At 62.2% G+C, this 23,123-nt stretch carries 20 protein-coding genes and 1 pseudogene; 8 read left to right on the top strand and 13 right to left on the bottom strand.

Features of this window, described 5'->3' with window-relative positions:
* The first annotated feature begins 688 nt into the window (after positions 1–688).
* Positions 689–997 (top strand): hypothetical protein, encoded by a 309-nt coding sequence (locus R2855_12225; GenBank protein MEZ4531773.1) that lies wholly within the window; start codon positions 689–691, stop codon positions 995–997.
* A 152-nt stretch (positions 998–1,149) separates the two neighbouring features.
* Here R2855_12225 and R2855_12220 read toward each other — a convergent pair whose 3' ends face one another.
* From R2855_12220 to R2855_12200, 5 genes are all read right to left on the bottom strand, one after another.
* Positions 1,150–1,644, bottom strand: coding sequence for a hypothetical protein (locus R2855_12220; GenBank protein MEZ4531772.1), 495 nt, complete (start codon positions 1,642–1,644; stop codon positions 1,150–1,152).
* A complete protein-coding gene (locus tag R2855_12215; GenBank protein MEZ4531771.1) occupies positions 1,571–2,314 on the bottom strand; it encodes an FAD-binding protein in 744 nt (247 codons plus the stop codon). The genes R2855_12220 and R2855_12215 overlap by 74 nt, the downstream gene beginning before the upstream one ends.
* Before the next feature lie 473 nt (positions 2,315–2,787).
* The gene (locus R2855_12210) at positions 2,788–3,543 is read right to left on the bottom strand and encodes a helix-turn-helix transcriptional regulator (protein MEZ4531770.1); all 756 of its coding nucleotides are present in this window, start codon (positions 3,541–3,543) and stop codon (positions 2,788–2,790) included.
* Positions 3,544–3,707: 164 nt separating this feature from the next.
* Complete coding sequence (locus R2855_12205) at positions 3,708–4,097, bottom strand: hypothetical protein (GenBank protein ID MEZ4531769.1); 390 nt, start codon at positions 4,095–4,097, stop codon at positions 3,708–3,710.
* Positions 4,098–4,370: 273 nt separating this feature from the next.
* Positions 4,371–4,877: a hypothetical protein gene (locus R2855_12200; GenBank protein ID MEZ4531768.1), complete on the bottom strand. Its 507-nt coding sequence runs from the start codon at positions 4,875–4,877 to the stop codon at positions 4,371–4,373.
* 1,228 nt (positions 4,878–6,105) lie between these two features.
* Here R2855_12200 and R2855_12195 point away from each other — a divergent pair.
* The 4 genes from R2855_12195 (at position 6,106) to R2855_12180 (ending at position 8,450) form a co-directional block, all read left to right on the top strand.
* Positions 6,106–6,483 (top strand): hypothetical protein, encoded by a 378-nt coding sequence (locus tag R2855_12195; protein ID MEZ4531767.1) that lies wholly within the window; start codon positions 6,106–6,108, stop codon positions 6,481–6,483.
* 102 nt (positions 6,484–6,585) lie between these two features.
* On the top strand, positions 6,586–6,843 hold the full coding sequence (locus R2855_12190) for a DUF503 domain-containing protein (GenBank protein MEZ4531766.1): 258 nt from the start codon (positions 6,586–6,588) through the stop codon (positions 6,841–6,843).
* A 176-nt stretch (positions 6,844–7,019) separates the two neighbouring features.
* On the top strand, positions 7,020–8,162 hold the full coding sequence (locus R2855_12185) for an NAD(P)/FAD-dependent oxidoreductase (GenBank protein ID MEZ4531765.1): 1,143 nt from the start codon (positions 7,020–7,022) through the stop codon (positions 8,160–8,162).
* Positions 8,163–8,255: 93 nt separating this feature from the next.
* Positions 8,256–8,450, top strand: a complete 195-nt coding sequence (locus R2855_12180) for a hypothetical protein (protein ID MEZ4531764.1) — start codon at positions 8,256–8,258, stop codon at positions 8,448–8,450.
* 108 nt (positions 8,451–8,558) lie between these two features.
* Here R2855_12180 and R2855_12175 read toward each other — a convergent pair whose 3' ends face one another.
* The 7 genes from R2855_12175 to R2855_12145 all read right to left on the bottom strand — a co-directional run bounded on the left by R2855_12175 (position 8,559) and on the right by R2855_12145 (position 18,296).
* Positions 8,559–9,851, bottom strand: a complete 1,293-nt coding sequence (locus R2855_12175) for a Mur ligase family protein (GenBank protein ID MEZ4531763.1) — start codon at positions 9,849–9,851, stop codon at positions 8,559–8,561.
* Positions 9,848–10,360 carry a metal-dependent hydrolase gene (locus R2855_12170; GenBank protein MEZ4531762.1) on the bottom strand — a complete coding sequence of 171 codons (513 nt, stop codon included), beginning with the start codon at positions 10,358–10,360 and terminating at the stop codon, positions 9,848–9,850. Before R2855_12170 ends, R2855_12175 begins: the two co-directional genes overlap by 4 nt.
* A 125-nt stretch (positions 10,361–10,485) precedes the next feature.
* Positions 10,486–12,930 carry a DEAD/DEAH box helicase gene (locus R2855_12165; protein ID MEZ4531761.1) on the bottom strand — a complete coding sequence of 815 codons (2,445 nt, stop codon included), beginning with the start codon at positions 12,928–12,930 and terminating at the stop codon, positions 10,486–10,488.
* 341 nt (positions 12,931–13,271) lie between these two features.
* Positions 13,272–14,432 carry a metallophosphoesterase family protein gene (locus R2855_12160; GenBank protein MEZ4531760.1) on the bottom strand — a complete coding sequence of 387 codons (1,161 nt, stop codon included), beginning with the start codon at positions 14,430–14,432 and terminating at the stop codon, positions 13,272–13,274.
* Complete coding sequence (locus tag R2855_12155) at positions 14,429–14,953, bottom strand: Clp protease N-terminal domain-containing protein (GenBank protein ID MEZ4531759.1); 525 nt, start codon at positions 14,951–14,953, stop codon at positions 14,429–14,431. Before R2855_12155 ends, R2855_12160 begins: the two co-directional genes overlap by 4 nt.
* A 36-nt stretch (positions 14,954–14,989) precedes the next feature.
* Positions 14,990–16,555, bottom strand: a complete 1,566-nt coding sequence (locus R2855_12150; protein MEZ4531758.1) for an NAD(P)/FAD-dependent oxidoreductase — start codon at positions 16,553–16,555, stop codon at positions 14,990–14,992.
* Between the two features lie 118 nt (positions 16,556–16,673).
* On the bottom strand, positions 16,674–18,296 hold the full coding sequence (locus tag R2855_12145; protein ID MEZ4531757.1) for an AMP-binding protein: 1,623 nt from the start codon (positions 18,294–18,296) through the stop codon (positions 16,674–16,676).
* A gap of 177 nt (positions 18,297–18,473) precedes the next feature.
* Between R2855_12145 and R2855_12140 the strand changes: the two genes are divergently transcribed.
* The 3 genes and pseudogenes from R2855_12140 (at position 18,474) to R2855_12130 (ending at position 22,187) form a co-directional block, all read left to right on the top strand.
* Positions 18,474–19,619, top strand: coding sequence for an FAD-binding oxidoreductase (locus tag R2855_12140; protein MEZ4531756.1), 1,146 nt, complete (start codon positions 18,474–18,476; stop codon positions 19,617–19,619).
* Between the two features lie 423 nt (positions 19,620–20,042).
* Positions 20,043–21,284 carry an enolase C-terminal domain-like protein gene (locus tag R2855_12135; GenBank protein ID MEZ4531755.1) on the top strand — a complete coding sequence of 414 codons (1,242 nt, stop codon included), beginning with the start codon at positions 20,043–20,045 and terminating at the stop codon, positions 21,282–21,284.
* Positions 21,285–21,369: 85 nt separating this feature from the next.
* A pseudogene (locus R2855_12130) lies at positions 21,370–22,187 on the top strand (IS5 family transposase).
* Positions 22,188–22,332: 145 nt separating this feature from the next.
* Here the strand turns inward: R2855_12130 and R2855_12125 are convergent.
* Entirely contained in the window at positions 22,333–23,103 is a 771-nt protein-coding gene (locus R2855_12125) for a GntR family transcriptional regulator (GenBank protein MEZ4531754.1), read from the bottom strand.
* Positions 23,104–23,123: the final 20 nt, after the last annotated feature.

Genomic DNA, 23,123 nt, shown 5'->3' with positions numbered 1-23,123 from the left:
AGATGTCGGACCACCGGCTAGACATCGATGATCCCTCCTGTCCTGAAACGAGCGCCTCACGGAGGCGAATGTCGCGCGGCTGAGGCGAGACTTCACGGTCCCACGCGGACATCCGAGCAGACTGGCGATCTCGGATTCAGACAATTCGAGAAAGTACCGGTACGTGATGATCTGCTGATCGGGCAGACTGAGCGTGCGTACCGCCGCCAGGAGTTCTCGATGTCGTTCATTGCGCTCCGCAGGCTCGTCTGGCGATGGTCCAAGGGAGACGATGCGCTCGTCAGAGGACCGGTCGCGTGGCAGGCGCGCGATCGCACACGGTTCTTCGCTTCGTTGGCGACGATGCGCAGCAGCCACGGGCGAAACCAGGGCGTCGGTTCGAAATGAGCCGGAGTGCCTGGACCGCTTTGATGAATGCGGTTTGCGTGGCGTCCTGCGCTTCGTCACGATCGCCAGTGATGACCAAGGCAACGCGGAAGGCCACGTCCTGATACCGCCGCACGAGTTGCTCGAGGGCGTGCTGGTCTCCCGTCCTGGCTCGTTGAATAAGGTCGTCGTCGATCGGTGTCTTGCCTCAGTGCGAACCGCGTTTCCTCCTTGTACACCGAAGGAGTGCGATTGGTTCCCGATCGCGCTCGCGGACCATCGATTGTCACGATAGCGCGGTAGGTCCGGGAGATCCCAGGGGATGTTCGTGATCGAAGGTTCTCATGATTCATCGTTTCCCCTGGCGAGCAAGGCAGTACGCCAATTGGGCACGGTTGCCCGTAAGTACACAAAGGGGCGGATGATGCTGTTCACCATGCATCACCTCGCCCCTTCGGCATGCACACCCTACCACAAGAGCTATTTCCTCGGCGAGCTCGTCACCGGCAGGTGGCTGGCTCGCCGTGGAACAGTGCTAGTTGGCGGGCAGGATATTTTGGTTGACCCGGAAGAGATTGCCGGGATCGTACTTGGCCTTGATCCTGGTGAGACGCTCGTAGTGGGACCGTAGCTGGCGCGGACCCGATCGGCGCCCTCATCGGGGCGTCCATCATCATGTTGACATAGGCTCCGCCAGCCGGTACGGATGCAACGCTTCCCAATACGAGCGCGCCCAGGCAGTCATTGCCGGGATATCAGCCAGGTCGGAGCTGATGCCCGCCATCACCTGACCCAATTGGCCGTGCGGTAGTTCCAGGCGGTCGCATCGGGCGCAATGCGTCCGGCGACACCATTGATGGGATAGAGGTGCATTCCTGACTTGGCGGTTGGCAAACGTGAGCCGAAATCGGCATGCAGGGCGATCGCTTCGTCCAGCTCATCGACGAAATCCGCCTTCCAATACCAGTAGTCGCCAGGCGGGTAAAGACCGTCGAACAGCGATTGCATGGTGGGATGCGGCATCGGCCCGACCCAGTCCAGGAGCGGCGTCCCGAACATGGATCGTACTGGCGCGAAGACCTCTTCCGCCGAATCGAGCGAGCCGAGATAGCACCAGACGATGGCACAGATACTGCGACCCCAAAGCTCCTGTGGGAACGGTTCGGACGACGGGACGATGTGGAACGCGAAGAAGCCATTCAGGTCATCGGGCGCCTGAACGATGAAATCGCGATACCAGGTGAGGATTTCGGTCGTCTGCTCGACGGGCCAGAACATGGGACCCGCGTAGACCGTGTCGACCGGGTGCAGGCGGAAGAAGGAAGGAGGTCACGACACCGAAGTTGCCGCCGCCTCCCCGCAACGCCCAGAAAAGATCCGGGTAGGACTCGGGACTGGCGGTCACAAACGAGCCGTCCGCCAGCACGACATCGGCCTCGAGCAGATTGTCGATCGACAATCCACAAGACCGGGTCAGATAGCCGAGCCCGCCGCCGAGGGTGAGACCGCCGACCCCCGTGGTCGAGATGATGCCGCTGGGAGTGGCCATGCCAAAGCCGTGGGTGGCGTGGTCGACATCTCCCATCTGCAGCCACCTTCGACCCGCACCGTGCGGGCAACTGGATCGACCCGGACGCCGTTCATGGGCGCGAGATCGATCACGATGCCACCTTCGCAGGTGCCCAGGCCAGGACCATTGTGCCCTCCGCCCCGGATCGCCAGCAGCATGCCGGTCTCGCGCGCGAGATCGACCGTGGCGATCACGTCCGCGGCATCGGCACTGCACGATCAATGCGGGGCGTTTGTCGATCATGGCGTTGTAAATGGAACGCGCTTCGTCATAGCGGTCGTCTTGCGGGGTGAAGACCTCACCCCGGATCGTGCTGGTGAGGCGCTGGATCGCTTCGCTGGACAGGTTCGGAGAACGGGTCAAGGTTGCAGTTGTCATGGTGCTCCTCCTGAATTCTCGTACGACGCGATTGGGTCGATTCAGTGCATGTTTATCCAGTGATTCATAGGGTCTGCTACCCGGTGATCGGCATTGCGTTTGTCGTTCTGGTGGCCGGAACCCCGCCGAGTCTTGTTCCATTTCGATCAAGAGTGCTCCGATCCGATGGCGCAGCGTTGTGTCGATCGATGATGTTGCCTGGTGTTCATGCATCATGCGGCAGCAGGCCGCCCGGGCGAGATCGGCGTTCTGTCGTTGCTGCGCGGCGACGAAATCACTGTAGAGCGCGCAGTTTCCATGGAAGACCTGTTGCATCGTGCTGCTCCTCTCTGTGAGTGATCTCGCACCGGAGCGCATGTCCCGTGCGGATCGGATGCATTCGGTGGATCAGCGGCATCCTGATCCCAGAACCATCATCAGCGAGAAACGGGCCTCGGACATCACCCGTCACTAGGTATTTCCGCGACCATCGATTAGGTATCCGGGCCAGTATTCTCGAGGGACGCCGCATACCCGGCGGCTTCACGGCGACTGCTGACGCCGAGTTTGGCAAGCACGTGCTTGACGTGGGTTGACGCCGTGTGCGGACTGATGAAAAGCGCTTCGGCAATTTCCTTGTCAGTCTTCTGCGCAGCGACGAGGAGCAGCACCTGTTGCTCGCGGGCTGTCAGTCCGGCTGGATGCGTCGATCCTGGCTTCGACGCAGTTAGTCTGTTCGTCAGTTCGGCGATGCGCGCGAGTACGAGAACCGCTCCAAGGCCTTCACAGATTGCCCGGGCCTCGTCCAGGAGTGGCTCAACGGGCATTGCCTGTTTCATCTCCATTCGAAACTTCGCGAGCGCGAGCAACGTCAGGGCGCGTTCGAACGGAGCGTCACAGACAGTGGCCAGCTCGAGCGACACTTCCAGGTGCGATTCGGCGGAATCCGGGTTGCCGGAGGTTGCTTCCAGCTCTCCCATGATCCTGTGCGCGGCAAGCAGAACCAACGGTTGATCCGGGGACGACGCAACGACACTGTCTGCGCGGCGCAGTCTCGAGCCGTGGCCACATCGCCAACTGCCTGATGCCAGATGGCCCATGAGCTGACCGTCGGCGCGTCCCAGCACCGTTGTGCCCCAGGCGAGCCAGCGGTCGTGTGCTTCCAGCCAACCGCGGGCTCCGTCGAGATCGCCTGCGTCGATGCAGAGTTCCGCGGCCAGGCGCTGCAGGAACAATCCTTCGAGAAACAAAGGTATCGCCGGGCTCCGTTCGGTCTCCCTCTGGCAGCAACCTCAAAATCTCATTCCAGGCGGATAGCGGTTCAGCGCGTTGACGGGCGAGGAACGCGTTCGTGGTCGTGACTTCACGGCGCAGATAGACGTTTCCAAGGGTCAGGAAGTCGCGCAGAATCTCATCAGCGTCCGCTATCGTCCGTCAAAAAGCATCCCAGGAAGGCGAGCCGCGGGGACACTCCTGGCCGGAGCGCTCCCCGGCGCGCGCAGAGCGCTGCGGCTGCTTCTTCGGCGCGTTGTCGCCTAAGGGACGGATTTCGAGCGCGACAGGTGAGTTCCACGTCCCGAAGCAGACCGAGCAATGTGAAGGCCACGAGCATGTGATGGCCCACCGAGCCGAAGAGCCGTACGGCTTCATGTCCATGCTGGCTGGCGATGTCGGCCTCGCCGAGTGCTGCATGCGCTGCCGCTTGTCCGTTTAGCAGGAACGCACGCATCGCGTCGGTGAAACTGGGAATCGATGGAAGGCCCGAGAGCATCGCCAGGAACTGACGCTGCCGTTCGATCGCCACCTGGGCTTGTCCGGTCGATGTAGTACCACAAGTCAGCTCCGCTGAAGTCAGTGGAACCCAGCCGCATGCAAGGTTCGCTCTACGGAGACAACTGCCGCGCGATCGAAGGCTGGCATTTCGGAAATTGTGTTCGTCAACCACATCGTGACCATTTTGGTCACCTGATTCGCATCGATCGAAAGGTCAAGCGGTGTTTGCAATCCGGTGGAAAGGTGTCGATTCCAGCGCGAAAGTGATCTGAGTAGCAAAGCAAGACACCGTGAAGATGGGAAATCAGCGCGGAGGCAATATGATCGCCGGAGCGGGCCGCACGCTCGTCAGTCTCATTCGAAGTTCCGCGGCTTCGGCTGGATAGGAGAAGCGAAGTAGATACGAGATTCGCAGGATGAGTCGGTTGTATGTGGAGCTCTGGCCCTCCATTGCCTTGATGATGTTGGCTGCGGAACGAAGGAGTTCCGCGGCGGTCAACCATGCGTATGCGCACTGCGCCTGATCGGCTGCGCGTTGCAGCCACTCGACCGCCCGAATGTCGCCCGCGAGCTGAAAGTGCAGCGCGACGGCGTCGGATTCGGGTTCGGTTCCGATGCCATCACCTCGGCGATGCGCTCGTGCCATAGGCGTCGGCGGGGAGGCAGAATCCCCTCGTAGATCGCCTCCCGGGTAAGCGCATGCGAAGCGGACATGGGTCCCGTTGGGCATGGCCTCGATGAGATGGGCCGCGGCAGCCCGCTCGACGATCGCGAGCAATGCCTCGTCTTCGAGATCGGCGAGCGCTGCCACGCGCCAGCGGCACCTCCTGGCCGATCACGGCGGCGATCTCCAGCGGACCCCGCGTGGCTTCTCCCATTCGGGTGACTCGGCTGTCGATTACGTGCTGAATCAACGAGGGAACGACAACGCGGGCAAGCTCCCCGAGCTGTGAGATGTCGCTGCCGACTCGAAGCAGCCCCGCTTCTTCCAGGGATCGAAGCAGCTCCACGGCAAAGAATGGATTGCCATCGGTGTGCCGTTCGAGATATGCGCTCAACCGAACAGCATCGGCCGACGAGAGGCGATACTCGTGCCTGATCAGGAGGAGCAGGGCGCTGCCGTCGAGCCGCTTGAGTTCGAGGCCGAAGCGAGTCTCCCTCTCGTACAAGCGCGGGCAACATCTGCGCGAAGGTATGGCGCCGAGGTAGTTCGTCGTGCCGGTAGAGTGGCAATGACGAGCATCGGCATATCGGCGAGCGCAGGGGCCAATGAGCGAAGAAGCTCGACGCTGGCCGGGTCGGCCCAGTGAAGATCCTCGAGCAGCAGAAAGAGTGGCAGGCTGGCGGCAAGGTCTTCGAAGAAACTCCGAACCTCCGCGAACAATGCCGCCTGATCGGAACCGGACCCAACTCCCCGTTTCGAAACGCAGCTGGAGGATCCGGCCAGCTCGTATCGCTGCGATGTCTGCGAAGACCTCGAGCCACGGTCCATATGGCGGGGCACTGGATACATCGAAGCAGTGACCGGTTTCGAACTGGATGCCAGTCGCCTCAGCTTCGATCGCCAGATCGCGGGCCAGCGATGTCTTCCCGATTCCTGCTTCTCCGCTCAGGAGGATGAGCCACCCGGTTCCATTCGATGCGGCCTGCAATGCATCAGAAAGGAGACCCCGTTCATTCGTTCGTCCGACGAGCCGATGCGCGCCAGGTATGTCTTGCCGGATTGGTGGAGAAATGGCTCGTTCGCTGGGGCCAGTCATGGAATGGCTCCTCGCGGATTCGCATTGGTACGCGGCGAAACGTTTGTGTGTGCGACTCAATTATGAATTTTGACTGGCTTCTGTCCAGACAGGGATTTCTGGTCGCCTAACGTGATCTGTTTCAGCGGCGCATTCCAGTTCGTTGCTGGCACCCGGATTCTTGCGCCTGAGCCACGATGCAGCTGCGTCTTGTCGATCGGTCCGGAACCGATTCTTTCAGGTCGATGGTGGGTACAATGAGCAAAATCTCGTGGAAAGATGGAGCGAGTCGAGGCAAAGGTGGGCACAAACGAATCGGTCGAGGAACTGCTCGATTTGGCGCGAGCGAATGCGCAAGCGCTGATCATTGCCACTACCAGCTATCTGGCGCAGGCAGGCATTCCGCTGGATGGATGGTCGGCGTATTTGGGGCATGTCTATGCGAACTCCTGGGACGATTCGATGGCGCACGATCCCGCGGTGTTCCTCGATGCCGTGCTGACCAACTACAAATCGATCGGCGCGCAGGTTCATTCCACCAAACTGGAGGCGGGCCGCGCCGAAGCCGTAATTTCGGGTTCCCGAACGAGGCGCTGTGCGCCGAGCTCGATACCGATTGCTCGCTGGCCGAGACGTACCACGATGTGGCCGCGCCGGTCGCCGAGCGGCTGGGATTGACGTGGTGGTGGGGATCGAGCGGGGAGCTGACCACGCTGGTCGTCACCGCGGGAGTAACCCGGAGATGGCCTCGATCATCGGCGTCGCGCATGTCACCTCTCCCTGGACTATTCGTTCTCGTTGAAGGACAAGCGGCAGGTCGTACGGTCGATCACGGCGAAGGTGCGCAATCAGTTCAATGCCGGCATCGCCGAGGTGGACGACCTGGACGACATGCGGGTTGCCACGCTGGGCATTGTTTGCATCAGCAATCAGGCATCGCATGCCGACGAAATGCTTGCGACGATCATTCAGTTCATCGAACGCAATCTCGAACTCGGCGTCGTTGGCGAAATCGAGACAGAGCTCATTCATGTCTAGGTGAACTGCCTCGGCGGTTCTTGGTTGCTGGAGCTTGAGAGATGTCGACAACACCCAAACAGCCACGCGTGGTGGTGGTTGGGGCGGATTCGGCGGATTGCGCGTTGTGCAGGCGCTGAAGAATGCTCCAGTCAGATCATCGTTGTGGATCGCCGCAATCATCCACGTTCCAACCCTTGCTCTATCAGGTCGCAACCGCGGCGCTCTCCCCGGCGGATATTGCCAAGCCGATTCGCTCGATCCTGCATCGGCAGGACAACATCCGCGCCATCCTGATGGCGGAAGCAATCTCCGTCGATCCCAAGGAGCAGATCCTGCATACCGATGCAGGGCCGATTCCGTATGACTATCTCGTGCTGGCTACCGGAGCGCGGCATTCCTATTTCGGGCATGACGATTGGGAGCCATACGCGCCCGGATTGAAGAGTCTGGAAGACGCGCTGGAGATTCGCCGCCGTATCCTGATAGCGTTCGAAGAGGCCGAGCGAACCGAAGACGACACCGAGCGTGACCGGTTGCTGACGTTTGTCGTGATCGGGGGCGGTCCAACCGGTGTCGAGCTGGCGGGCGCATTGGGCGAGATTTCCCGCCACACACTGGCCCGCGAGTTCAACCGGATCGATCCGACCTGGGCGCGCATCTTTCTCTTCGAGGCTGCGCCGCGTATCCTGCCGGCGTTTCCCGAGTCGTTGGCCCGCAAGGCGACCGGGTATCTCAACCAGGTGGGCGTGCAGGTCCGCACCGATACCTCTGTGACCGAAGTTGATGCCGACGGGGTCATGGCCGGGGGACGGCGGTTTCGTGCCGCCACGGTGATTTGGGCCGCGGGCGTGGCGGCTTCGGCCATTGGCCAGTCGCTGGGCGTGGAGCTGGACCGCGCGGGGCGAGTCCTGGTGCAACCCGATCTGTCCGTCAAGGACTATCCCAATATCTTCGTCGTGGGGGACCTTGCCGCGTTGCAGGGGCCAGATGGCCGGCCCTATCCCGGAGTGGCGCAGGTTGCCATGCAAGGAGGCAGCCAGACCGGCGCGAACATTCGCCGGCTGATTGCGGGCAGGCCGACGGAGCCATTTGTCTACAAGGACAAGGGCAACCTCGCGACGATTGGGCGCAACCGGGCGATCGCCGATATCAGGGGGTTCCGCCTTGCCGGGTTCGGCGCGTGGCTGGTCTGGCTCTGGATTCATATCTTTTTCCTGATCGGCTTCCAGAACCGATTGCGAGTGGCGATGCAGTGGGCGTGGTCGTATCTGCGGTTCGACCGCGGCGCCAGGCTCATTACCTCGACTGGATATGACCGGACCAAGGAGATCTTGTAGCTGGGGACGACGCGGCGGCGGGGTTTTTGCTACCCTTTGGCAGAGCTTGAGGGTGCGATCCGCGTCTTCGCGCGGGAAAGGAACGACGAGGGGATGTTGGCGCGATTGCTAGTGGCGGTCGGAGTGACGGCTTGGGCCGTAGGGTTCACGTTCTATGGCATCGCCACGTCTACGTATGAGTTCTACGACCGCGCGGGCGATCTCGGCATCTATCTGATGGTCGGTGGCATCATCGCTTCGGTGGTCGGACTCTTCTGGTACCGCGCCCAGGAACGCGGACTGCGATAGCACTCCGCACAGAGAATTGAACTCTGAATCCCGGGGGCGAACCGCCTCCGGGTTTTTTCGTGTTGCCACCGGACGATCGGACCCTCTCCGTCCAACCACTCCTGTCGGCTACACCCGCGGCCAGGGAGTTCGTTGCAGCAAGACGGACTCATCTGGATACCAGCGGCCGCGCACGTTCCCGACCAGGTAGAGCGATCCGGTGACGAGCACCGGCTGATTACTGTGTCTGGCGCGTTCGATCGCACGTTCGACTGCCGCTGCTGGCTCAGGCTCGATCGAAACCGGACCAGCGGGCATCATCTCCCGAGCAAGCGCTTCCAGGCGCGCGGCGGGAAGGGACGCCTTGTTCGGAATGGCCGGCTCGGTCAGGACCAGTTCCGAGGCGAACGATGCGAGCGTCTCCAGCATGGCACGCGCGTCTTTCGATTCCAGGAACCCCGCGACCACGACCGGTCTGGCATGCGGATGCATGGTTCTGAACCACGCCGCAAGCGAAGCGATTTTTTGGGGGTTGTGCGCTCCGTCCAGCACGACCAAAGGATGGTCCTGCATGGTCTCGGTACGTCCCGGCAAGCGCGCATGCGCGAGCCCCTCCACGATATCGGCCTGCGCGATATCGAAACCGAGCAACTCGACCGCGAGTCGAGCGGTTGCCTCGTTAGTGCGGCGGAAGTCGCCTTGCGTCGGGATGACACGATGCAGATCGGCGCCCTGGGTGCGCGCTTCCCCGGCAATCACCTGCAGCGCTGTGCGGTCCGATACGGCGGCCACGACTGGCGTAGCTGGTTCGATGATCCCGGCCTTGTGCCAGGCGATTTCCTCGATGGTGTGGCCGAGGGTGTCGGTGTGATCGAAGCCAATTTCGGTGATGACCGATACCAGTGGATGCACCACATTGCTCAAGTCGAAACGCCCGCCGGCACCGACTTCGATGACTGCAACATCGACTGCTTCCTGTTCGAACCAGCGAAGCACCATGGCCATCCAGAGCTGACCGTAGCTCGGCCGGAAGCCGGCGTCTTCCAACCGATCGAGCGTGCTCTCGACCAGTCCTGCGAATGCGTTGCCGTGGATCAACTCGCGGTCGATCTGGAGTTTTTCAGTGGCGACTTGCAGGTAGGGCGACGTGTGGAGCCCGGTCTTGTATCCGGCGGAGGTCAGGATCGACGCGATGGCAGTTGCGGTCGACCCTTTGCCCGAGGTGCCGGCGACATGCACGATCGGTGTGGCCGAGAGCGGATCGCCAAACACCTCGAGCATCGAGCGCAGCCCGTCGAGCCGATGCTCGGCGCGCTGCCGATAGCTGGTCAGGCGAGGATCGAGCGCGGCTCCCATGCCGAGCGCGTCACTGCGCGCCACTACAGAGCGATAGCGGCGGAGGATGGTCGAATCGGTGGTCATCGGACGCGCTCGACGACGAGATAGATGAGGCCAAGCATCACGATGAGCGAGGTCATGGTGTGGACCAGCCCGTCCACATGTCCGCCGGTGGCAATGCGCAACCCGGGAGGGAGGATGTGCACCCGAACTCCCCAGAAGGGCAGAAACGGTCGAATGCCGGTGGGAGTCGCGGCGTCGAGCACGAGGTGAGAGGCAATCCCAAGTCCGAAGGCGAGCAGGAGCGGGATGACCAGTTCGGAATGCAGCTGGAAGCGTTCGTCGGTGACCTGATTCAGCGCGGTCAGGAGAAGATAGACGAGCGCGGTCGCCACTCCGGCAAAGAGGAGACTATGCGAGACGCCGCGATGGCGCAGCACCCGGCGGAGATCGGAATGGAGATCGGCATAGTCGGGGACAACCGCACCGGCCATGCCCAGAAAAACCGCTCCAGCTGCTGCTGCGGGCGATAGGCCCACCGCCATCGGCAGCGCAATTGCCGCTCCTGTCGAGATGTGTGTGGCACGTTTCATGGCCGAACGTCACGTGCTCGCTGAAGATCTGTCGCAAGTCGCGAGGAGTCGAGTGAAACAACCCCCGCTCCGAAAATGGAGCGGGGGTCGAAGTCGGCGCTGGCAAGGGTCAGCGACATGCGCGGCTAGTCGAGGTCACGACCCAGGTTGCGGTCGAATCGGTCGCTTCGCGGGGTGCGATCGACCATGTCACTGTCTCGTCGATTTCCATAACTGGTGTTCCCGCCTCGGTAGTCCCAGGTGTTGCCATCGCCGCGGCGCTGACCGCCGCTGTTGCGCTGGTAGCCGCCCTGACCGGAATCGCGGCGGTTTCCGTAACCACCGCCACCCTGACGGTTGCCGCCACCGTAGCTGCCGCCGCCTTGCTGGCGGGGCGGCCGGTTCTGGCGGTAGTCGCCACCGCGGTCGCCGCGATACCCTCCGCGATCGCCGCCTCGGTCGCTATCGCGGCCTCGCCCGGCGCCCGGTTGGGCGCGTTCGGCGTTGACATTGCGGCCCTTGATGCCGCTGGAGGTCACTGCGTCGATGACCTGATCGACGTACTGGCTCGGGATATCGACGAAGCTGTAGGTCTCGAGAATGTCGATGGCGCCGATCGAGCGGCCGGGAATGCCGGCCTCATTGGCGATGGCGCCGACGATGTCTTGCGGGCGAACATTGAAGTTGCGACCAATGTTGAGGAAAAGCCGAGTCATGCCCGGTTCCTGTCCACGTTCGTAGCGGCCGCTGTCACGCCCGCCGTCTCGATGGAAGCCGCCATCGCGCTCACGGCCGCCATCGCGGCGATCGCGCTCGAAGCGCTCCTGGCGGCTCACGGCCGCATGGGTAAGCGCGGCAAGATCGTCCTCGATTGCCTCAGAAGCAAGCCCGCGGCCGGTCTGATCGGCGTAGAGTTTGAGGAGCGCGGCGGCGATATCGGTCGCCTCGTGATCCTCGGCCAGGTCGTTGATCGCCTGCATGTAGGTCTGGAACGAGTTTTCGTCCTTCAGCGCTTCGAGCACTTCCAACTTCATTGCGTCCTTGCGGCGCTCGGCCACGTCCGCGAGCGTCGGAAGGCGGCGCGGCTCGATCTTGGCCTTGATGATGCGTTCGATCTGACGCAGCCAGCGGGTTTCCTTTGGGGTAACGAGGGTGATCGCCTCGCCGCGCTTGCCGGCTCGCCCGGTGCGCCCGATACGGTGGACATAGGTCTCAGCGCTTTCGGGAACGTCATAGTTGATGACGTGGGTGACGTCGTCCACGTCGATACCGCGGGCCGCCACATCGGTCGCGACCAGGATATCGGCCTGCCCGGAGCGGAAGCGGCGCATGACGCGGTCGCGCTGGGCCTGGGACAGGTCTCCGTGCAGCGTTTCGGCCGCGAAACCACGGGCCAGCAGCGCCTCGCCCAGCTCGTCCACGCCTAACTTGGTGCGGGCGAAAATCATGGCCAGCGGCGGCGCTTCGGCATCGAGGATGCGGGTGAGCGCGTCGGTCTTGCGACTGCGGGGAATCTCGTAATACGTCTGGCTCGTAGCCGGAACAGTCATCTGCTTGCCCTGAACGGTGAGCCGTTCAGGGTTGTTCATGTGGGTCTTTGCGAGCTCGACGATGCGGGGCGGCATGGTTGCGGAGAAGAGCGCGGTGCGCTTGTCCTCCGGGACCTGTTCGAGGATCCAGTCGATATCCTCGATAAAGCCCATGTCGAGCATTTCGTCGGCTTCGTCGAGCACGAAGAACTCGAGGTCATCGAGCACCAACGTGCCACGGCGCATGTGGTCCATGACGCGGCCGGGGGTGCCGACCACGATCTGCGGACCGCGCTGCAGGCCACGGAACTGCCGCTCGTACGGCTGACCGCCATAGATCGGCAGGGTTTCGATGCCCTTGTGCTTGCCGTATTTGTGCAGCGCTTCGGCCACCTGGATGGCGAGCTCGCGCGTTGGGGTCAGAATGAGCGCCTGCACCGATCGATCACGGCCGTTGACGGTGTCGATGATGGGGAGACCGAAGGCAGCGGTCTTGCCCGAACCAGTCTGCGCCTGCGCGATGATATCGCCGCCCCGGAGCATGGCCGGAATGGTAATGGCCTGGATCGGAGTCGGCTCCTCGTAGCCGACATCCTTGACGCTCTTCAGAATGGCGTCACTCAGACCGAGGTCGGAAAACGTGAGGGTGTCGCTCTCGCGCTTGCGATCGCGAGTGGGCTCAGGCGCCACACGTTCGGCGGCAACTTTGGCCACATCGCCATCGAAGTCATCATCTGGATCCCCATACGACGATGAGTCGATGAACTCCACCGGCTCCTCGACCTCGATCACCTCGATGATCTCGACCGGTTCGACGATTTCGACGATTTCGACCTTGGGCTCAGCCTCAGCAGCAGCCTTCTTCGCGCGCGTGCGTTTTGGTTTTTCGGATTCCGAAGTTTCCGTCGCCTCTAACACAGCCACAGCCTTCTTCGCCGTCCGCGGCTTCTTTGCGGGGGCCTCATCAGCAATCTCGACGGCGGCAATGCCATTGTCCAGCAAGATCTGGGCCGCCTCTTCTTCCGGCGTGGCCGTCTTGCGGGCACGACGTTTCGGTTTCATTTCCTCTTCTGTCACTTTACATAGTCCTCTTGTGCATATGTCTGGATCGCCGTGGCGGTCCAAACACGCTGGAGGACCGATATCGGCGTCTTCACTACGCAACGTGCCGCTGGGGGCGGCATACCCTGACCCGAAGGCTCACAACGTCCGCGAGCCGCGCAAACTCCGCGCAGCCACCAGCCAGCACGCCGGTGGCGAACACCTCGATTTTACCATGAGTTACGTGAACCTCAGCCGTATCCCCCGCGGTGGCTGCGAAACGATGGGCGACGATCTGCGAGTGTGGAGCGCTCATCTTCGATCGCGACGCCGGTGACCCCATCGGGGCGCTTGCGGCCGCATCAACCGTGCAGCGAGAATGTGTCGATCGTTGCGCCGTTCTCGTCGATCACGCGCACGGTCATCTCACTGGGCGATGCGTCCACGGACAGAACGTGATGCACGTCGGCAGCCGCGACCGAGGTTCGATTGGCCTCGAATCCTTGTGTATCGGCGCCTCCGCCACCCGTGACGACATAGGTCACGCCGCCATCTGGCTCGAAGCGCTCGTAGTTGCGCGCATGTCCCGAGAGGACGAGATCGACCCCGTGCTGGACGAAGATGGGATCCAGATCCGCGCGGATCTCCTCGCTGGCCGCCCCTTCGGTGGACGAGTAGGGTGGCCGGTGCACAACCACGACCGTCCAGGGAGCCTCCGCTGAGGCTGCGAGATCGTCCTCGAGCCAGGCGCGTTGAAGGTCGATGGCCGATTGGTCGTCTTGCTCGTAAAGGCGGCTGTTCAGCACCACTACATGCACCGGGCCGTAATCGAAGGATCGATAGAGTGGATCGTCAGGTTCGAACAAGAACGATTCGCGAAAGGCGCTGCCGTTGCTCGATTTGAGATCGATCTCTCCAATCGCCGGAATCACGGCCGCGTTGGGCAGAAGATTTTCATACGGGCCGAAGTAGCGCAGCCCATAGTGGCAGAGCGCGCCTCGTGGGAAGACGACATCGCCGGTGTGCAGCACGAAATCGGGTTGATCCGCGACCATCCGGTCCGCGATCGCGTGTTGCGCGTCGTTGCTGACACCACTGCTGCCGAGTACATCGAACCGGACCGAATCCTCGCGTCCGCTTGGGGTGCGGAAGGTTCCCTCCCAGGTGGAACCGGCCCGCTCCACGGTGTAGGTGTAGTCGGTTCCAGGGGTGAGACCGGTCAAGTCGAACGTCTGGAGCTTGGCGGCATCGACTGTCTGCGTGATCTGCGCTTGCCCGTCAGCCGTCACCTCGATGGTCGCTGGCTGGGCCACGGTCCAGCGCACGCGGATTTGCGCCGATTCTGAACCAACCTGAAGCAGGTATGGCCTGGCGTTGAGGTTGTCTCCCCCTGGAAGGACTGCGTTGACGCAATAGCCCATCTGGTTTGCAGCGAGCGCGGCCGTGACGGCGATGGCGGGTATGAAAATGATCGCGAGAACGAGCAGGAACGAGAGGGGTTTGGTCGGCTTCAGGCGGTTCACGATGGATCGGTCATTCCTGTGCGAAAGGCGTTCGAAAGGGCAGCGCCGATCATCTCATGCCCGACGCCGGGCATTTCCAGCGCAACCGCTGCAATACCCTGCTGCTCACGGATCAATGCGTAGAGGAGATGGAGCGTGTCGATCCGGTCGGCTCCGCGATTGCCGGCTTCGATGGCTGCTGTGGCGAGAACGCGCTCGACACGTGGCGAAGCCACTACAGTTTCGGAGGGAGCTTGGGCTGGGACCGTCCCGCCAATGAAGCCGATGGTGTGGGTCACGTACTCGGCGGTGAATCCGCATTGCGCCAGGACCAGGGTCGCGGCAGACTCCGGATCCGAGATCAAACTGCAGAGCAACAGTTCGCAGGTCATCACCCCTCCCGGGGAGGTGACAGCGGCGGTTTTGGCAGACAGCAAGACCTGTTGGGCATGGGCGGAATAGTCCGTAACGACAATCGGTTCGGTCGCAATCACAAGCTCTGATTCACCTTCTTCCAATTCGAAGTACTCGTTGTCTTCCATTCTCGAGGCCCATGTACGCCGTATCGTCGAACGAGATCAGGCACGATGCTGACCGGAGTCGAGCTTGCCGATCGCCTCCTGCGCAGCATTGTGTCCTGGCGCGCCCATCACGCAGCCGCCGGGCCACGCGCCGGAACCGCAGAGGTAGAGCCCGGCCACCGGGCCTTCGTAGGATGAGCTTCCCGGTACAGGGCGAAGGTCGAACGCCTGCTCCGGCACCAACTCGCCCTGGAAGATGTGGCCACCGGTCAGTCCAAAGCGTGCTTCGATATCGGGCGGAGCCAGGGTCTGTCGCTTGATGACGATGTCCTCGATGTTGGGAGCGTAATCCTTGAACCGGTCGAGCACGTGATCGGCTATCGACTCGCGGCGCGTGTCCCAATCGCCCTCGGCCAGGTGATATGGCATGTATTGCGTGAAGATCGAGAGCGTGTGCTTTCCCTCGGGAGCCACCGAGCGGTCGACTGCCGATTGAGTATGCACGCTGAAGAATGGATAGTCGGAAGGTTGTCCGTGGCGTGCGTCTTCGAACGCCTTTTGGAAATAGTCGATGCTCGGGCCGATGAAGACACCACCGGTGTAGGCCAGCTTCTGATCGTGGCCGGCGGCGGTGTATTCCGGCAGCCGTTCCAGCGCCATGTTGATCTTCATGACTGGCGAGGTGATCTGGATTGCCTGGATGTCAGCCAGGAACTCGGCCGGTAGTGCGGATGCATCCACCAGCCTGGTGTAGGTCCGGACAGGATCGGCATTTGAGAGGACGACCCTGGCGCCGAATTCCCGGCCGTCAGTAGTGACAACGCCGGTCGCTCGTCCATTCGCGATGCAAACCTGAGCCACCTCGGCATCGGTGATGATCTCGGCGCCGAAGCGCTGAGCCGAGTTTGCGATTGCCTGGCTGACGGCGCCCATGGCGCCCTTGACATATGCCCATTGACCGCGCTTGCCGGTGACATTCCCCATGGCGTGGTAGAGCTTGACATAGGCTGTTCCGGCATCGCGGGGGGCGCGAAATGTGCCGATCAAGCCGAACGCACAAGCCATCGCCTGCACCTGCTCGGACTCGAAGAAGTACTCCGCCACCTCGGCCGCGGAACCGAGAATCATCTTCTGAAAGATGCGCGCTTCATCGGCGGTCTTGAAGTTGGAGGCGAACTCGGCGAACGACGGCGGGTTGGAGAGAATGTAGCGGTCCATCACCGTCGCCGCTTTTTCCACGAAGGCGTCGTAGTGGTCGTATGCCTTCGCGTCCCGTTCGGAGAAGCGCGCGATTTCAGCAATGAACTTGTCGTGGTCTTCCCAGGCGGTCAGCGCGCGACCATCGGGAAAGGGCATGAAAAAGCGTGGGTCACGTCCGATGAGCTGAATGCCACCCCACGCGTCGAGGTCGTCGATGATCGACCGCGGCATGAGCGAGAGGACGTACGACCCTTCCGAGAGGAGAAAACCCGGCTCGATTTCCTGTGAGAATGCAGCGCCGCCAACCGTGTGATACCGCTCGAGCACCAGTGTGTGATAGCCGGCCTTCGCGAGATAGGCCGCAGCGACGAGGCCATTGTGACCGCCGCCGATGACGATGGCATCGTAGGTTGGATTGGGCACGGGCGCTGCTCCACCTGCACGCGAAGCCGTCGAAAAGACCGCCTGGACATCGGGGGCAATCTTACTCTGGACCGGCTCCGAGCGGGATGTGCTGAGTTGCACGCGCTCGACGCAGCCCCTATTTCTTGGCCGGCGCCGGCGCAAAGTGCGCATTGGCGATGGCGCGAATCGCTCCCAGATCGAGCTTTCCGCTTGGCAGCACAGGAAGCGACTCGACCTCTATGTAGCTATCGGCCATGGGAATGAAGAGTGGAGGCAGCCCGGCTCCGCGCAGGGCCTGTCCAATCTCGGTGCCCGTGAGCGAAATTGGTGTGTGCACCACCACAATGCGTTCGCCTTTGCGTGGATCAGGCACCGCCGTCACGGCCACCACGGGCGTATCGGCCCGTTCCGCGCCGAGCACCTCCGCGATTGCGCGTTCGACCAGAAGATGGGGCACTGTTTCGCCACCGATCTTGGAGAACTGTGATTGCCGGCCGGTGATGGTCAGGAAACCATCGGCATCCAGCTTGCCGATATCCCGGGTGTTGTACCAACCGTCGACAACCACCTTGGCCGTGAGCTCGGGATCGTCCAGATAGCCGAGCATGACGTTGGGTCCGGTCGACCAGACCAGGCCCTCCTCGTCGATTGGCAATGGCTGGCCGGTGTCACGGTCGCGGATTTCGATGCGCACGCCCTGGATTGGGCGCCCCACGGTGCCTTCTTTCAGCAGATTGGTGGCGTGCCCTGGAGCGCGATCCGGCGGGGTGTTGAACGCGATTGCGGGTGATGTCTCCGTGGCGCCATATCCCTCGAACGGCCGCAGGCCAAAGCGCGCTTCGAAGGCATCGATGACCTCACGTGTCAACGGCTCGGCGCCGGTCGCCACCAGGGAGAGCGAGGAAAACTGCTCGGGCGCGCAACGTGCCATGTAGAGCCGCAGGAAGGTGGGTGTGGTGACCAGAATGGTCCCTTTGCACTCGCTGGTCAGTCGGCCGATATGCTCCGCTTCCAACGGACTGGTGTGATAGGCCGCGGCGGCATCGCTAGTCAGGGGCATCCAGAGCGCAATCGTCAAACCGAAGGCGTGAAAAAAGGGCAGCACCCCGACCAAAATGTCGGACGGTCTGATGTGGATGCCATTCCCTACCGCCAGGCAGTTCGATGCGACGTTGGCGTGGCTCAGCATCACGCCCTTCGGGACGCCCGTGGAACCGGATGTGAAGAGGATGGTGAACAAGTCGTGCGGGTCGATATCGTCGAGCCCGAGCCGCTTGACGAGCAGCCTGGTGGGAAGCGCCAAGCCCTCCGCAGCGGCAACCAGCTTGTCGCGCTTGCCGACGAGGATGGGAACGTCCTCCAGAACGATGTGTTCCGGACGCTGCTCCATTTCCAGCCGCTCGAGCACTTTGCGGCTGGTGATGATGTGCTGCAAGCCCGCGCGCTGGATGCACTGATCCAGAGAATCGCGCGAAAGCATGAAGTTGAGATTGACCGAGACGCGCTTGTCGAGCGCCAGGGTCAGATTCGTCACTGCCGCGGCGACGGTGGATGGCAGCATGATCCCAACCATCCGTTCGTCATCGGCGAGGAAATGCCTCCGCAAGATACGGCGCAGCGCCAACGCCCGCACCAGCGTTTCGCCGCCGGTGAGTTTCGCGCCGGTGGAATCGGCCAGCTTGAGCGTGCCTCGCTGATGGCGACACCGTTCGATCACGGTGGGAAGCAAGAGAAGCGGACTCTCGTCGCTCGTCGCCATGACTGCTCTCCGTCGAGCGAATCGGTCGAACATGCCAGGCGCCGGCGCCCAGGATGCGAACGTTCGGAAAGGAAGGTCGTTGGCCGATAATCTACACGATACGAAATCAACCGGACGGGCCATCTGGCTCGGAACAGGCGTGGTGCGGGGTGAGACCGCATCTCGGGAGCGAACGAAATGGCAACGGCGGACGCGATCATTGTTGGTGCGGGAATCATGGGCTGCGCGATCGCGCAGCAACTCGCCGAGCGCGGCATGAAGGACATTGTCGTCTTCGAACGCGACCAGATTGGCCGTGGCGCTACTGCTGACGCGGCCGGCGGCATCCGGCAGCAGTTTTCCACCGAAACCAATGTCCGCTTGGCCACCCACAGTGTGCGGGTCTGGGAGTCGTTTCAGGAGCGCTTCGGACAGGAGATCTCGCTTCGCCAGCAGGGCTATCTCTTTCTGCTCAAAGACCCCGCGGACGAAAACGTCTTTCGCGAAAATCTCGCGTTGCAACAACGGCTCGGCGTCCCGGCCCGCTGGGTGGACCGGGACGAGATTCACGCGCTCAATCCGTATGTCGTGCTCGACGGGGTATACGGCGGGACGTTCTGTCCCGAGGACGGCTGGTGCGATACGTTCGCGGCTACGATCGGCTACGCCCGAGCCGCCCAACGTCTGGGTGTGAGCTTCCGGGAGGAATCTCCGGTGTTCGACATCATGGTCGAGAACGGCAAGGTGCAGGGTGTCGAAACGCCCGATGGCCGGGTTTCGAGTCCGCTGGTGATCATCTGCGCCGGGCCGCAGACACGTGAGGTTGGACTGCTGGCCGAGGTCGACATACCGGTCGATCCGTATCGTCGCATGAGCTGGATCACCGAACCGTTCGATGCGCTGCCACCCACCCTGCCGATGACGATCGATTTCAGCAGTGGCCTCTATGTGCACCCGGAAAGCCACGGCTTCCTCTTCGGCATGGCGAACCGGGATGAGCCGAGCTCGTTCGACAAGTCCGTCGATGAAGACTGGATGGCAACGACGGTAGAGGCGCTGGTCGAGATGATTCCTGCGTTCGAGGAGGCGAGCATTCTCAACGGTTGGGCAGGGTTCTACGAGGTGACACCCGATCACAATCCGGTGCTTGGCTACATCGACGAAGTCGACGGGCTCGCGGTGGCAGCTGGGTTCAGCGGGCACGGCTTCATGCAAGGTCCCGCGATCGGCGCGTGCATGTCCGAGCTGATTCTGGACGGGCAGGCCAAGACCGTCGACATTTCCGCATTCCGGCCGTCCCGCTTTGCCGAAGGGCAGTTGCAGGAAGAGCACAATGTGATCTAGGTCCAGGGTCCAGGGTCCAGGGTCCGGAGTCCGGAGTCCGGAGTTCTGGGGCCTGAGTCTTGGGACCTGAAGTGCTGGTGTGGGGGTGGTGAGCGGGGTTGTGCGGGCGGCGACGGCGCCGGAGGTCTGGTCGAATGCGGTGCAGGTTGTCGGGCGGGGGATCCGGTGACTGGCGTGATCTCGAATGAAGAAGAGGTCGGACGGTCGCTTCGTTTGGTGATGGCTCGGAGATTGTGTCGGAAGACGACGTGAGTCGTTTTGGCGCTGTTCGGAATCCGAAGAGAATCATTGTGTGTTGCGGTCTCGGGGTCAGTTGACTGCGCGTGCTACCGTTCGGCGCATTCGTTCGGTTCGATCGCACCGCGCTCTCGGCCGAATCCACGCCGTTCCGCCGCAGCGTTTTCCGGAGGGAGAGGGACGCTCGTGAAGATCGTCGATATTCGCGCAACCACGGTTACGGTGCCGCTGGAGGCGCCGTTGCAGCATGCCACTGGCGCCCACTGGGGGCGATTCGTGCGAACGATCGTCGAGGTCGAAACCGACGACGGCCTGATCGGCCTGGGCGAAATGGGTGGGGGCGGGGAGAGCGCTGAAGCAGCGTTCCGCGGACTGCTGTCGTACCTGAAGGGGCACGACCCGTTCCGGTTGGAAGAACTCCGCTTCAAGATCTGCAATCCCACGGCCAGCCTCTACAACAACCGCACCCAACTGCACGCCGCGATCGAGTTCGCTTGTCTCGATCTCATCGGCCAGAAGCTCGGCGTGCCGGTGTATGACCTGCTTGGCGGAAAGGTGCGCGACGAGGTCGAGTTCGCGAGCTATCTCTTTTTTCGCTATCCCAATCCCGATACCGGCGAGGGAGAGGTGCGCACGCCCGAGCAACTGGTGGAGCATGCCCTGGCGCTCAAAACAGCCAATGGTTTCCGCTCACACAAGCTCAAGGGCGGCGTCTACCCGCCCGACTATGAGCTCACCTGCTATCGAGCGCTGGCCGAGGCGCTTCCCGCCGACTCGTATCGCTACGATCCCAACGCGGCGCTCTCGGTGGAGGAGGCGATTCGATTTGGGCATGCCATCGAGGACTTGCGCAACGACTTCCTGGAGGATCCCACCTGGGGCATCAATGGCATGCGCCGTGTCCGCAGCATGGTGCGCATCCCATTGGCGACCAACACCGTGGTGGTCAATTTCGAGCAGCTCGCCGCGAATATTCTCGATCCGGCGATCGACGTCATCTTGCTCGATACGACCTTTTGGGGCGGGATCCGCCCGTGCATCAAGGCGGCGGGGGTTTGCGAAACGTTCCAGTACGGCATTGCCGTTCACTCGTCCGGCGAACTCGGCATTCAGTTGGCGACGATGCTCCACCTCGGTGCTGTGACGCCGAATCTGGCGTTCTCGGCCGATGCCCACTATCACCATCTGACGGATGACGTGATCGAGGGCGGGCTCATGCGCTATGAAAACGGTTGCATTCGCGTGCCGGACGGTCCGGGTCTTGGCGTGAAACTGAACCGGGACAAGCTGCGCCAGTATCAGGAGCTCTACCGGGAACTCGGCGGTTACGCCTATGACCGCGATCCTGGACGTCCCGACTGGTTCTCTATCGTTCCAAACGACCGCTGGGCCGATCCGGCCGCGGCGTTGACGCCCAAGCTCCGGTAAGCGTCCAGCGGACATCCTCAGAAAGACTAAGTGATCAGATCTCTTCCCGGTACGAGTGCTATCGTACCGGGAATTCGACGTCTGAATGTCCCATATCCCGTATCCCTCTGACGAGACCGATGCCGAGTGGTTGGTCCTGGAACCGCTGATTCCCGCGCCAAAACCGGGGGCGTCCCGCCCGTCATGATCGCCGAGAGATCGTCAACGCCATCCGGTACGTGGTGCGTGGCGGCATTGCCTGGCGTTCCTTGCCGCATGAGTACCTACCATGGCAGACGGTCTATCACTACTTCCGACTCTGGCGTATCGACGGTACCTGGGAGCGGGCACATACCCGCCTGCGGGAGCAGGTGCGGGTGCGTGCCGGGCGAGCACCGCCCCGACGGCAGGGATTCTCGACAGCCAGTCAGTGCGCACTACCGAAAAAGGGGGTCCGCGGCTGGGACAGAGCCAAGAAACTGAGTGGGCGCAAGCGTCCTTTGCTGGTGGACACGGGCGGTTTGCTCCTTGCGGCCGTGGTGCATGCGGCCAATCAATCAGATCGAGACGGTGCACGGCAGGTATTGGTCAGCGTCCCGGAGCATTTCCCGTCGCTGCGGCACATCTCGGGTCGATGCGGGCTATACGGGCACGCTGGTGCCCTGGGCCCAGCAGCGTCTGGGGCTCACGCTGACGGTGGTCAAACGACCGCCCCGCTGGTGCGTTCTGCCCGTTGGTCAGGAGCCGCCACCGCTCCCAGCGGGGATGCCGATCCTGCCACGGCGTTGGGTGGTGGAGTGCAACTTCGCCTGGCTGGGATGCTGCCGGCGGCTGAGCAAGGATTACGAGCAATTGCCGGATACGGAGGTCGCGTGGATTCAGGTCGCGATGATCCAGCTCATGACTCGGCGGTTGGCCAAATGAGGGCTTCTCAGACACCCTCTAGGTGATCAGATCTCTTCCCGGTACGAGTGCTATCGTACCTCTTGGCAGACTGCAGATCTTGCCTTCCGCGGCGATGAAGAGCGGTCAGCATTCCTGGATCGGCCACCGCGGCGATCAACAGTTCCTAGCGAAGCGAGGACGCCGAGGGTTTTGCAATTGTGCTCGGGGCCAGCTCATTCCGATAGGTGCGATCGTGGCCATTGGGGTCGGAAGAACTGGAAAAGAAGCGTTGGTGTCGCCGGCGGAGTGACTGCGCGTGATAGATGACGAGGCGGCTTGCGTCTTCGGGATCTCGGCGCTCGATCGCATCGAGGATGTCCTGGTGCTCCTGATTGGAGATGGCCATCTCGTCTTTGGTCAGCAGGGTCGTATTGTTGAGGCTGAGCAGGTACAGGTCGGTCTTTTCTTCATTCTGCAGCACGAACTGCGCCAGTGGAGGGTTGTTCGCTGCGATGCCGATCCATCGGTGGACCTCTCGACCAGAACGAAGTGACGCCCTGATATCGAGATCGTCGACAGCTCGGCGACCCAGATCGATCGCGTTCTGGATCTCTGCAATGTGGGTCGACGTTGCATAGACCGCGGCCCTGCGAACGAGCTGGGGCTCGACCAACTCGTTCGCCACAAACATGTCGATGAACTCCTCGCGGCTCAATTCCTGGATGATCAGCCCTGGGCCGGAATGTTGGCAAAGCAGGCCCTCATATTCCAGCAGCGCGAGCGCTTCGCGCACCGGCGTCCGGCTCATGCCGAGCGCGGCAGCGATCTTCGTTTCGACCAGCGGCTCTCCCGCGGAGATTCGCCCTTCGAGGATCGCCTCTTTTATTGCCGTGAATGCCGCCTGCCGATAGCGGGGGCTGCGCTGGATACTGACCGTGCTGAAGACATCTTTCAAAGCTCACCTCTTCTCGGGTG

The organism is Thermomicrobiales bacterium (assembly GCA_041390825.1).
Taxonomy (GTDB): Bacteria; Chloroflexota; Chloroflexia; order Thermomicrobiales; family UBA6265; genus JAMLHN01.
The sequence above is the reverse complement of the archived record's forward strand: the minus strand, read 5'-3'. Positions and strand labels throughout refer to the sequence as shown.